At 50.0% G+C, this 11,675-nt stretch carries 11 protein-coding genes; 4 read left to right on the forward strand and 7 right to left on the reverse strand.

From position 1 onward, the window contains the following. Window positions 1–68: 68 nt before the first annotated feature. The 4 genes from ACLTD4_RS17630 to srtB all read right to left on the reverse strand — a co-directional run bounded on the left by ACLTD4_RS17630 (window position 69) and on the right by srtB (window position 5,265). Window positions 69–1,235, reverse strand: coding sequence for a toxic anion resistance protein (locus ACLTD4_RS17630; protein ID WP_117624466.1), 1,167 nt, complete (start codon window positions 1,233–1,235; stop codon window positions 69–71). After that, entirely contained in the window at window positions 1,228–2,718 is a 1,491-nt protein-coding gene (locus ACLTD4_RS17635) for a 5-bromo-4-chloroindolyl phosphate hydrolysis family protein (protein ID WP_243008238.1), read from the reverse strand. Before ACLTD4_RS17635 ends, ACLTD4_RS17630 begins: the two co-directional genes overlap by 8 nt. 277 nt (window positions 2,719–2,995) lie before the next feature. Then, entirely contained in the window at window positions 2,996–4,348 is a 1,353-nt protein-coding gene (glmM, locus tag ACLTD4_RS17640; protein ID WP_002604821.1) for a phosphoglucosamine mutase, read from the reverse strand. A gap of 152 nt (window positions 4,349–4,500) precedes the next feature. Next, a complete protein-coding gene (gene srtB / locus ACLTD4_RS17645; RefSeq protein ID WP_117624464.1) occupies window positions 4,501–5,265 on the reverse strand; it encodes a class B sortase in 765 nt (254 codons plus the stop codon). A 175-nt stretch (window positions 5,266–5,440) separates the two neighbouring features. Here srtB and ACLTD4_RS17650 point away from each other — a divergent pair, with 175 nt between their 5' ends. Further along, window positions 5,441–6,640: a BTAD domain-containing putative transcriptional regulator gene (locus ACLTD4_RS17650; RefSeq protein ID WP_055653387.1), complete on the forward strand. Its 1,200-nt coding sequence runs from the start codon at window positions 5,441–5,443 to the stop codon at window positions 6,638–6,640. Window positions 6,641–6,656: 16 nt separating this feature from the next. On the opposite strand, the gene ACLTD4_RS17655 is transcribed toward ACLTD4_RS17650, so the two are convergent. Next, window positions 6,657–7,886 carry a polysaccharide deacetylase family protein gene (locus tag ACLTD4_RS17655; RefSeq protein ID WP_243008237.1) on the reverse strand — a complete coding sequence of 410 codons (1,230 nt, stop codon included), beginning with the start codon at window positions 7,884–7,886 and terminating at the stop codon, window positions 6,657–6,659. 253 nt (window positions 7,887–8,139) lie between these two features. Between ACLTD4_RS17655 and ACLTD4_RS17660 the strand changes: the two genes are divergently transcribed. Then, window positions 8,140–8,613: a methylglyoxal synthase gene (locus tag ACLTD4_RS17660; protein ID WP_002604825.1), complete on the forward strand. Its 474-nt coding sequence runs from the start codon at window positions 8,140–8,142 to the stop codon at window positions 8,611–8,613. A gap of 112 nt (window positions 8,614–8,725) precedes the next feature. On the opposite strand, the gene ACLTD4_RS17665 is transcribed toward ACLTD4_RS17660, so the two are convergent. Next, a complete protein-coding gene (locus ACLTD4_RS17665) occupies window positions 8,726–9,259 on the reverse strand; it encodes an HD domain-containing protein (RefSeq protein WP_055653386.1) in 534 nt (177 codons plus the stop codon). A gap of 133 nt (window positions 9,260–9,392) precedes the next feature. Between ACLTD4_RS17665 and ACLTD4_RS17670 the strand changes: the two genes are divergently transcribed. Next, a complete protein-coding gene (locus ACLTD4_RS17670; RefSeq protein WP_117624463.1) occupies window positions 9,393–10,160 on the forward strand; it encodes a hypothetical protein in 768 nt (255 codons plus the stop codon). Between the two features lie 103 nt (window positions 10,161–10,263). On the opposite strand, the gene ACLTD4_RS17675 is transcribed toward ACLTD4_RS17670, so the two are convergent. Next, complete coding sequence (locus ACLTD4_RS17675) at window positions 10,264–10,509, reverse strand: LexA family protein (RefSeq protein ID WP_002604828.1); 246 nt, start codon at window positions 10,507–10,509, stop codon at window positions 10,264–10,266. Window positions 10,510–10,738: 229 nt separating this feature from the next. Here ACLTD4_RS17675 and ACLTD4_RS17680 point away from each other — a divergent pair, with 229 nt between their 5' ends. Further along, a complete protein-coding gene (locus ACLTD4_RS17680; RefSeq protein ID WP_055653383.1) occupies window positions 10,739–11,674 on the forward strand; it encodes a LysR family transcriptional regulator in 936 nt (311 codons plus the stop codon). Window position 11,675 lies beyond the last annotated feature (1 nt).

The following is an 11,675-nucleotide window of genomic DNA, read 5'->3' on the forward strand; positions in this document are numbered from 1 at the left end:
GGCACCTTTGATTACTATATTCATTTTTCAATTACAATTTGCGGAAACTCAAGAAATCTTCGTTAAGTTTAATTGCTCAGCTGCAGAAGCTTCTGCTTTAACTCGCCTTCCATACGGGCCAGTTCCGTCTCCGCCTCTCTCCTCTTCTGGCGGCCTTCCGTCTGTATACGGACCACTTCGTCCAGCGTGGTGATCAGGGATTCATTGGTAATCTTAAGGGTCTCCATATCCACGATTCCGCGTTCCGACTCCTTGGCCGTCTCGATGGTAGCCGTCTTTAAGACCTCGGCGTTCTTTCTCAGCAGCTCGTTCGTCATGTCGGTGACTTCCCTCTGGGCTCTGGCTGCCTGTTCGGAATGGTTGATTCCGATGGCCAGAACCATCTGGCTCTTCCAGAGTGGGATAGTATTGACGATGGTCGACTGGATCTTCTCCGACATCAGTGTATCATTATTCTGCACCAGACGGATCTGAGGAGCCATCTGTATGGAGATCATACGGGTCAGCTCCAGATCATGGATCTTCTTCTCAAACCGGTTGCAGAGAGACGCCATATCGTTAACCGCCTGCGCGTCCTCCGGAAGGCCGGTCTTATGGGCCTTATCCATGAGAGCAGGAAGCTCTGTTCCGCGAACCTCATTCAGTTTCTTCTTGCCCGCCAGAATATACATGCTCAGTTCCTTAAAGTAAGTCGTGTTTAAGTCGTACATCTTGTCCAGCAGCGCAATATCCTTTAAAAGCTGTATCTGATGGTTCTCCAGAATCTTGCAGATCTGGTTCACATTAATCTCAGCCTTGTTGTACTTCGCCTTCATGCTTTCCAGCTTGTTGGAGCTCTTCTTAAAGAAGCCGAAGAAGCCCTTATCCTCGTCCTCCGCCTCGAAGCTTTTAAGCTCCGTCACCACGCTGCTTAACATCTGGCCGATCTCGCCCAAATCCTTTGTCTTAACGTTATCCAGCGCCGCCTCAGAGAAATCAGCGATCTTTTTCTGGGCTCCCGCTCCGTACTGAAGCACGAGGTTGGAATCCGTCAGATCAATTCTCGCCGCGAAACTGTCGATCATCTTTCGCTCCTCCGGTGTCAGCTCTGCCTCGGGAATGGACTCTGTCAAGCTCTCTTCCTTCATCTCCGCAGGCACCGCCTGGCTGCTCTCCGCCGGAAGCTCCGATGTGCTGAATGGGTCCAGGGTCAGCACCGGTGCCTCGTTTATCATCGTTTCGATGTCTTTACTCATGATTCTTCCCTCCTGTTAAGTCGCTTTTACTAAAATCGCTTTCTGCGAATCCATCTTTTTTCAGCATCGTCTGAAGCACGGAGGCGTCAGTGGTGATGTCGATCGCCGCGTCCTGGTATAAATCATCCAGAAGGCGCTCAAACGCCGTATTGATCGTATCCAGAGTCTCCTCAATCTCATGCTTCGCCGAGACGATGTTGTCGCCCTCTATCTCAATTCTGTCAAAATCGCGGTACGCAGTTACCAGCTTCACCGTGGTTGGGAGATAATACTCCATAAAACGCTCCATCTCCTCCATCTGGTCCGGCTGACGCTCCACTGTCTCGAAGATTCTTCTGATGACATTCTCCAGCCTGGATATCTTCCCGGATATCGCCTCTCCCGGAATCGCATCGTTGGCTTCCCGCAGAATTCTTAAATACTCATGGCCCTGGGCCATCATCTCTCTTAAGCCCTCCGGAAGCTGTTTTTCATCTTCCTCTGCCTTTTTCTTTCCTTCGGGAGCCGCTGCACTCTTCTTCTGCTTCTTTTCCGATTCAGCCAGAAGAGCCATCTCCTTCTCCCTCTGTTTTAAGGACTGCTGGGCGCTTAAATACTGTTTATACGTCTCTTCGTTTAACATCAGACAGGTCTTCTGCTCATCGATATGGGCCTCCGGCAGAATCCCCTTTTCAATCATCTTCTGTAAATCACGGACAACGAATCTTCTTGACTTCCCAATGCTGCGCGCCAGCTCCTCGATATCGCAGAACAGCCTGCTGCCCGCCTGCTTCAAATAGAGTCCGGCCCGTTTTAAACGGCCTCTCGTTGAGATGCCGGTCCCCAGCATGGTGCCGAAGACACAGCCCAGCACCAGAAGAAGTCCTGACGATCCCAGAATAGCCCCCCAAAATGGTTTTACCACGAGGGCGAGAATCCATGTCACGAGAAACAGGATTCCAACCACGCCCAGCCCGATTCCGCCGAACACGGTAAACAGAATCCCGGAAATGCGCCCTGGCTGATTCAGTCTTATGGCAACCGGGCTGGGAGCCATTTTTCTGACGCGGTATGCCCTCTGGTCTTCTCCTGCCGTCTCGCTGGTCTGAAAGGCGCGGTACCCCGGACTTTCCGCGCGTGTGGAGGTTCTCTCCGTGGTGTAGCGGCGGCTCTCATAGCCTGTCCGCCTTCTTTCCCTGGTACGGCCGCTGCCGGCCGCCGTTCCCGCCCAACTGCCGTGGTCTCTTCCCGCATCTCTTCCTGCCGCATTTCTTCCTGCATTTCTTCCCGCATCTCTTCCTGCGTCCGCAGCTGCAGCCGTATCATAAGCGCCTGCGTTTGTATCCGGCCCTGTGCCCTGTCCTTTGTCCGGTCCCTTTCGTCCGTTGCTGCCGGTATCCATCCTTCGGGCTGCGTCCATCCCTTTGAGCATCTGGCTTCTGGCCTCATCGAGCGCGAAATTCACCGTGTCCGAAATCGTTCTGTTCAATTGTTTAAAATCCATGGAATCTATGGCATCCTGTACAGAATCCCTGATTTGATCTCCTAAATTTGAAAAGTCTTTATTATCCATAAACAATGGCCTTTCTCCATATGCATTCAACATTTGCATCCTTCATAGCACTACCTATCATATCATGAATCGAGCCCGTTTACAATTTAAAATCGGGCCACTTCCCGGAAAAACAGAAAGCCCGCGGCCCGGAAGAGAGGAACAAACTTTTTCTTCCTCTCCCCTGGGCCGCGGGCCTCCGGGGCACCGCCCCTCCGGTTACATGCGCTTACAGGATGTGCCCCTGCTGCTTCATCACTTCGATCACCTGATCCACGTGCTTCTCACACGTCTCCAAATCGGCCGCCTCGACCATGACACGGACTACCGGCTCCGTGCCGGACTGGCGAAGCAGGATTCTTCCGCTGTCTCCGAGAGCTTCCGTCACCCTGGAAACTTCTGCCTTCACCACGGCGTCGTCCTGAGCCGCTGCTTTATCCTTCACGCGGACATTTTTAAGCACCTGTGGATAAATCTCAATCTCAGAAGCCAGCTTCGCCAGGCTCTCCTTCTTCTCCAGCATGACTTCCATCACCTTTAAGGACGTTAAGATACCGTCGCCCGTGGTGGCATGCTTGCTGAATATGATATGGCCGGACTGCTCGCCGCCCAGACAGTTTCCATAAGTTACCATGTTCTCGTAAACGTACTTGTCACCGACCGCCGTCTTTTCATAGCCGATTCCTTCTCGGTCCAGCGCCTTGTATAGGCCGAAATTGGACATGATGGTGGTAACCACCTTGTTATTCTTTAACGCGCCCTGCTCCTTCATGTACTTGCCGCAGACGAACATGATCACATCGCCATCCACGACATTTCCGTTCTCATCTACCGCGATACAGCGGTCCGCATCGCCGTCGTAGGCAAATCCCACATCGGCTCCGATCTCCTTCACGAACTCCTGCAGCACCTCGATATGGGTAGAACCACATTTTGTATTGATATTCAGGCCGTCGGGACTGTTGCTGATCACATGAGTCTCCGCTCCCAGAGCGTCGAACACGTTCTTGGCAATGGCAGAAGCGCTGCCGTTGGCACAGTCTAACGCCACCTTCTTATTCTTAAAAGAACGGGTAGCAATGGAAATTAAGTATCCAATATAGCGGTTTCTGCCGGCGGCAAAATCAACGGTTCTTCCAATCTTATCCCGTTTAGCCAGCGGAACCTCGGGAGTCTCCCCATCCAGATATTTCTCGATCTCAACGATTACGCTCTCTTCCAGCTTCTCTCCGTTTCCATTAATTACCTTAATTCCATTGTCGTAATAAGGATTATGGCTCGCTGAGATCATGATGCCGCAGTCGAAATCCTCTGTGCGGACTACATAAGACACACTGGGAGTCGTCGTTACGTGAAGCAGATAGGCATCCGCTCCAGATGCGGTTAATCCCGCCACCAGGGAATACTCGAACATGTAGCTGCTTCTTCTCGTGTCTTTTCCGATGACGATCCGGCATACATCGCTCTTCTTCCTCTGTCCGTAGTACCAGCCCAGAAAACGTCCTACCTTAAAAGCATCTTCTACTGTCAGCGTTACGTTGGCTTCCCCTCGGAAACCGTCAGTTCCAAAATACTTGCCCATATTTTTATCTCCTCTTTTCAATACTGGCTTACTGCTAACTGATTTTCCAGAATCAGAATGTACTATAGCACACATGTTTCTATTTTTCAATTAAGTTTCTCTTATTTCGATCCACGTCTGAACTGTTATAATTTTACAGACCGCCGCTGAGACTATTCTTCCGCGACCTCATATGCGTACAGAATCGTTCTGGCATCGCTAAATTCATAACTGCAGGTGATAAAGGACCAGAGCTGCTCCAGCGGTTTCTCCGGGATCTGTGCAAAATCACAGCCCTTCGTCATCTCTTCCACATACGCCTGGAAACTCTCCTCCGTGGCAAACTTCGTCTTCCGTCTCATGCCGGTCGGTTCCGTGTAAAGCACAGACATGGGGCGTAAATGGTATTCGCGCTCCGGAGTATAGACGGTGATATCCTGATGTTCCTTGAAATATTCCTCATCCTTATACTTTACAATGTCTTTGAACATGCTTCCATTCTTCATATTGTGCCCATAAATTATATTATGCCTGCCGGAAAAATCAGGTTCACTCTCATAATCAAGATATATGGCTCCGGCCACACTTTTTTTGCCCTCGAAGTCCGTATTTAAGTAAGTTTCATTATTTCCGGTCTGAACGATAGGGTAATCAATCTCAGTCCCCTCGACTTTAAGCCATCCTACGATGTCCGGATTGATCTTTCGCAGCTCGTCAAACTGGATGGGCGACACGTAAGGCGCCTCTGTCTCTTCCGTCTCGGCCTCGGTCGAAATCTCGGTCGGTGCTTCTGTCTCTCTGGCCAGTTCCGCAAGACTCTCATACTCCCGCTCAGCCGCAGCCCGTACCTGGTAATCCACATAAGTTTTTATTCCCGCTACCGCCGCCAGCACCACGGCCAGCAGTAGGAGGACCGATGCAATACGTTTTTTCTTCATACTGTCACTTTCCTTCGGTTTTATGTATTTTTTCTACAGTATATATGATTTCTGGTGAAATCTCAATCTTTTTTCCGCTCCCTCTCTTCATATTTAAAATGTTTCACAAGCAGTACTGGACATTTTTCCTTTTATTCTTTATACTAATATTAGAAAATGGGAGTGTGAGATACTCATGAATAACAAGAATGAAATCATATATGTAAATATGTTGGGGGAATTCTCCATAACGATAGGCAGCCAGACGATCATGGACCGGAACAATCAGTCTAAAAAGCCCTGGAGCCTGTTAGAGTATTTAATTACCTTCCGCGACCGCAACATCCCGGTTGAGGAGCTGATCGATTTATTCTGGAAGGATGAGGCCAGCAATAACCCGGCCGGCGCTTTGAAGACCCTGATGTTCCGTGTCAGGAAGCTTTTAGAGCCATTGGGAGTTCCGCCTCAGGACTTAATTACTCAGAACAGGAAGGCCTACGGCTGGACCAAAGAACTGACTACCATCACCGACACGGATCGTTTTGAGGATTTATGCCTTCGTTCCGAAGCGACGGATATAAACAGCGAGGAATGCCTCTCCCTCTGTATGGAGGCGGTAGCCCTCTATAAGGGTAATTTTCTTCCAAAATCCGAGTGGGAATCCTGGGTCGTACCGATCCATACGTATTACCATACCCTCTATCAGAATCTGATTCACCGCACGCTGCTGCTGCTCGATGAGCAGAAGGATTATCCAACGATCATCGACGTATGCCAGCAGGCCATCGCGATCGACCAGTATGAGGAGGATGCCCATTACTATCTGATCTACGCCCTTTACCAGAGCGGCAATCAGTATATGGCCATGGAACACTATCAGCATGTCAACGACATGTTTTATAATGAGTTCGCCATCACTCCGTCCGCACGTTTTAAAGAGCTTTATAAGCTGATCAGCGACAAGAAGCACGGCATCACCATGGATTTAAGCACGATCCAGGAGACGCTGATGGAAGGAGCCAAGGAAAAAGGCGCATTCTGCTGTGAACCTTCCGTATTCCGGGATGTCTATCAGCTGGAGACCCGCGCCATCGAGCGTACCGGCGACTCCATCTTCTTATGCCTGATCACCATCAGTAACTTAAAGGGAGAATTATTAAAGCCCTCCGTACAGACGAGGGCCATGGATGAACTGGGTGAGTCCATCCGCACCTCTCTCCGCCGGGGCGACATCTACAGCCGGTACAGCGTCAGTCAGTACCTTATGCTGCTTCCGACAGCCACCTATGAAAACGGAGAGATGGTATTAAAGCGGATTATCCTGAATTTCAAAAAAGCGTATTCCAGAAAAGACTTATCCATTACGTATTCACTTCAGAGCATTATACCAAGCTAGTACTAATACTAAATTCTCAGGGCCGGAAACGATTATATACGTGTCCGGCCTGAATTCCGCCCCGGTACTGGGCCATCTCACTGACTGTCACCAGCTGATATCCCCGGTTCACCAGTTCCGGAATAATCACCTCCGCGGCATCCGCCGAAGTGCTGTAAATATCATGCATCAGCACAATATCCCCATCCTTTACCTGATTCAATACAACATTGATCGTGTTCTGCGCGTTTCTCGTCTTCCAGTCCAGCGTATCAATGTCCCACATGATGGCCGCCATTCCCATGGAGCCCAGTGTGTCCAGTGACGCCTGATTATAAAAGCCACCCGGCGGTCTGACCAGCGTCGGAGTCACGCCGCATGCCTCGGCGATCTTCTGATTCGTCAGCCCTACCTGAGAACGGATTCCTGAGTCCCCCACCTTTGTCAGGTACTTGTGTTCATATGTATGGTTTGCCACCTCGCAGCCCAGGGCATTCATGCGCTGAACCACCGCCTGCGTTCCGGGGACACGGTTGCCCACCATGAAAAAGGTGGCCCGGCCTCCATTCGCTTCCAGGCTGTTTAAGATCCTCGTGGTCACAGGCGTGCTCGGCCCGTCGTCAAAGGTAAGGGCCACCATGGGCTTCGCAGGATCGATTCCCTCCGGTTTTATCTCCGGCGGAGCGGCCCCCTTGATCACAGCCGCGGCCCTTAAGCCCTCCACACGGATACCGGAGCCTTCCGCTCCCGCCGCCGCGCCGTTCATGGCCCATTCGGTCCATGCGCCATTTTCGCACACGGAATAATAGATATCGTAATACTCGGCCAGTCTGTCGGTAAACTTCATGGCGACCGCCTCAATCGGAAGCTGTTCCGGAGCCGCTCCGATCTCCACATCATTCTCTCCCCAGTCAAGCCAGCCTTTGCCGATGATATTCACCTGATAGGCGAGCGTTCCCTTCAGGACCTCCGGCTGTCCGGAGACCGTCATGCGGATGGCGCTGGCAAAGCTTCCCGTCTGTACCTTCAGCGGGTCGTTGTCGGCCTTAACCTCACTCCAGCCCACGCTGTCCTGATAGGCGCTGTAGTTCACCACCAGAGGCGTCAAATCCTCCGGATTCACCTTTGGGATGATTCCCGGTCCGATTTCTTCTTCTGCCGCAGCCTCGTCCGCACAGGAACAGAAGGGCTGTCCGCCGGCCACCAGCGCGGCTGCCAGAACAAACGCCCCGATTCTTCTCAGAATCTTCCATTTAATACTCTTCATTTCTCCCACCTCCGCAAGCATCTTCAATTTTGATATATTAAGTATAGCATAGATTCCGGGCAAATAACTCCTGAATTCCTTAAATCTTTCCTACAATACCGGTTGATATCCCCTTACAATTCCATTCTTTTAAAGAATTTTACCATTTTACACTATTCAATTGTTTAAAAATCATTTATGATAAAAGGGAGTTTGAAAAAGAAAAATACCATCAGATAAGACATCAGAATCTATATTTTACAGGAGGAATCTTATGATACAGGAAGATTTTATCACACTGACACTGGAGAAACAGAAAAATATTGCTCTCATCGCCCATGACAATGAAAAGCATTCCCTCATCGAGTGGTGCAAGGAACATAAAGACATCTTAAGCCAGCACACCTTATGCGGGACCGGCACCACAGCGCGCATGATCACGGACCAGACGGGCCTGTCGGTGAAGGGCTACAACAGCGGACCTTTAGGCGGTGACCAGCAGATCGGCGCAAAAATCGTGGAGGGAAGAATTGACCTGGTCATCTTCTTCTCCGATCCATTGACCGCACAGCCCCACGACCCTGATGTGAAGGCCCTGCTCCGTATCGCTCAGGTTTATGATATTCCCATCGCCAATACCAGGGCGACCGCGGATTTTATTATCACTTCTCCGCTGATGGGCGCAACCTATGAGCATCAGGTGATTAATTTTAATAAAAATGTCGCGGACCGGGCGAACACGCTGTAACGGTTCCACCGAAAAAAATGGTATGTGCCGTCCTGATATCACAGTTTCAGGACAGACCATACCACTTTTTCTTATTTACGCTGGGCGATACGTTATACTAGTATGACCCATACTAGCTTCCAAACACCTTCCGGCACAGTTCAAAATACTCCTGACACAGCGGATACCCGGCCAGTTCCCTGATCCGTTCCGCCACTCCGTTATAATACCAGGCGTGCTCCGACTTCCTCTTTTCATTGAACCTGTCCCAGATTGCTTCGCCCATCACCATATAATCTCTGGCCGTGCACCGCAGGTTGCTTAACTTGTCCCCCAGAATCAGGACCTTGCTCTCCCTGGGCGCCGTATCCAGATGATCAAGGGTCGCCGCCTTGCGTTCCTTCCAGGACTTCGTCTTGTCCTCCGTCTCCGCCATCACGAGCGCCGCCACCCGTGGACCAAATAAAGCCTCCAGCTGCTGCTCCGATACTCCCGCATCCTCCACCACATCATGGAGAAGCGCCGCACAAATCAGTTCTTCGTCCTCCGACATCATGGAAACGATCACTGCCGTCTCCAGTGGATGGACGATATAAGGAACTCTGGTTCCTTTCCTGAAGGCCCCCTCATGGGCCTTCATCGCAAATGCAACGGCCTCGTCAACCATATGGCATCTCCTTCTAAGCTCTTTCTTAATATATTACCACAATTTATTACGATTTAACAGATCATCTTGTAAGAAACGCTTTTTTCTGTTATGCTAGGAAACGTAAAAAACATGAGGAGGAACCTTAATCAATATGAGTCCATATACCAACAATTCCAGGCAGAACCGAGGGAGAGGAGGCTCCAACCGGCACGATTCCGGACGGAGTGACTTTATGACGGTCCTCCTGTTTTATGTGCTTCCGTTTATTGTCGTCAATTCCATTATCTTTATTCTCGTCACCGCGGCTCCAAAGGGCGATCTGACCATCGGGGAGGCTACCAATTTTACGACAACAACCATGGAATTAAAGATAAAATCACTGCTTCCCATCAAGGAGATGACTGTGACGCTGGACGGCAACGCAGTGGAGCTCACAAAAACCGCCTCCAAGACCTACACGGCGACACTCGGATCCAACGGAACCGTAAAAGTGAGTTTAACAGCCTTTAACGGCATGAAAAATATATTTTCCGAACAGGTCAATGTCCTGGATGACACTCCGCCAAGCATAAAGGATTCCATCATCGAGGACGGCGTTCTTTCCTTCCGACTGGAGGATACCCAGTCCGGAGTGAATTATGACACCATATACGCTTACGATGATGACACGCCGGAGATTCTTCCGCTCTCCATCGACCGCAGTACCGGACTTATCACATTCGATATGCAGAAGGAGAATCTGACCATCTGTGTAAAGGACTTAATCGGCAACGAGGCCCGTGTAACGATCACACCTCAGGGCGAGAATCTGGACCCGGAGGAAGCGGCTGCCCAGGCCAGCCAGGAAGCAGCTCAGGCCAGTGATGCGACTGCCGGTGACAGCGCTGAGAACGACGCCAATCTGGAAACAGCAGAATAACAACATAACTGCCATACAAAAACCCGGGAGAGCATTTCAGCTGAATCCATCAGCTGAAATACTCTCCCGGGTTTTTGACACCCCCCTCAATTCTCATACAGTTTTAATGCTCACACTCCTCCACGACCTTAAATCCTACCAGCTTAATCGTCCGCGGTCCATGGCCGAGGATAATCCTCCCGATATCCTCCAGTTCCTCCAGATAAAGACTGATCGTAGCCGTTGAGTTTTTTCCCACACCGTCACAGATTTCGCGGATGGTGGGAGAATACAGATTTTCAGAAACAAAGTACACGATAAATTGATAAATTCTCTCCTGCAAGTCATAATCCCATCGTAAGCCTCTCAATTTTTCTCCTCCTGAATTTAAAAACCTTATTTCATCATACCATATTTTGGTAATTTCCAAAAATGGTAATTTTTTCCATAATCGTTTTTTGTCGGAATTTGGAACCGACGGACGGATTCTGCGGTTTCGATGGGTCGAAAAATCGCCCGAAAGGCTCATTTTTACGTAATTATTTGCATTTTTGGTAAAAACACAGTATATTATAGAAAAAAACTATGGGAGGTGTCCTATGACGATTCAGCAGTTGAAATACATCATAAAGATCGTAGAATGCGGGTCGATCACGGAGGCGGCGAGGCAGATGTACATATCGCAGCCCAGCCTTTCCGCGGCTTTAAAAGAACTGGAATCAGAATTTGGAATTGAACTTTTCTACCGGACAGCGAAAGGGATATCCCTGACAGCCGAAGGCACGGAATTTTTATCGTACGCGCGCCAGATCATTGAGCAGACGCAGCTTTTAGAGCAGCGTTATACAAACGGAAAGCCGGCGAAGCGGCTCTGCTCCGTATCCACGCAGCACTATGCATTTGCGGTCAACGCCTTTGTCAACTTAATTTCCCGGATCGATACGGATGAGTATGAGTTTACGTTAAGGGAAACACGGACGTACGAGATCATAGAAGATGTGGCAAATTTCCGAAGTGAGGTGGGAATTCTCTACTTCAGCCAGTTTAATGAAAAGGTGCTGAAAAAGCTGCTGAAGGAGCATCATCTGGCCTTTGTACCCCTGTTCGAGGCGGCTCCCCACGTGTTTATCAGTTCCGCCCATCCGCTCGCCAAACGGGAGGCGGTCACTCTCGATGACTTAGAGGACTATCCGTTTCTTGCATTTGAACAGGGAACCTATAATTCCTTTTATTTCTCAGAGGAGATCTTAAGCACCGCCCCGCATAAGAAGACCATTCACGTCAGCGACCGGGCGACTCTGTTTAACCTGCTGATCGGTCTGAACGGCTACACGATCTGCAGCGGAATACTAAACAGCAATCTAAATGGTGACAACATCGTGTCCGTACCGCTTCAAACGGAGGAATGGATGCGGGTGGGCTATATTTGCAGCGATAAATTCCCCTTAAGCCCAATTTCACTTTCCTATATCAGCGAACTGAAGAAGCTGATTCTGGAAGAAGGATTCACCATTCTGCCGGAGGCCGGCCGGTAAG

The sequence above is a fragment of the Hungatella sp. genome, from assembly GCF_046966825.1.

Bases quoted from the DNA above. Each gene is read 5' to 3' on its own strand.
- ACLTD4_RS17630 (WP_117624466.1), bottom strand. From the start codon at position 1,235: ATGAGTAAAGACATCGAAACGATGATAAACGAGGCACCGGTGCTGACC.
- ACLTD4_RS17635 (WP_243008238.1), bottom strand. From the start codon at position 2,718: ATGGATTTTAAACAATTGAACAGAACGATTTCGGACACGGTGAATTTC.
- glmM (WP_002604821.1), bottom strand. From the start codon at position 4,348: ATGGGCAAGTATTTTGGAACTGACGGTTTCCGAGGGGAAGCCAACGTA.
- srtB (WP_117624464.1), bottom strand. From the start codon at position 5,265: ATGAAGAAAAAACGTATTGCATCGGTCCTCCTACTGCTGGCCGTGGTG.
- ACLTD4_RS17650 (WP_055653387.1), top strand. From the start codon at position 5,441: ATGAATAACAAGAATGAAATCATATATGTAAATATGTTGGGGGAATTC.
- ACLTD4_RS17655 (WP_243008237.1), bottom strand. From the start codon at position 7,886: ATGAAGAGTATTAAATGGAAGATTCTGAGAAGAATCGGGGCGTTTGTT.
- ACLTD4_RS17660 (WP_002604825.1), top strand. From the start codon at position 8,140: ATGATACAGGAAGATTTTATCACACTGACACTGGAGAAACAGAAAAAT.
- ACLTD4_RS17665 (WP_055653386.1), bottom strand. From the start codon at position 9,259: ATGGTTGACGAGGCCGTTGCATTTGCGATGAAGGCCCATGAGGGGGCC.
- ACLTD4_RS17670 (WP_117624463.1), top strand. From the start codon at position 9,393: ATGAGTCCATATACCAACAATTCCAGGCAGAACCGAGGGAGAGGAGGC.
- ACLTD4_RS17680 (WP_055653383.1), top strand. From the start codon at position 10,739: ATGACGATTCAGCAGTTGAAATACATCATAAAGATCGTAGAATGCGGG.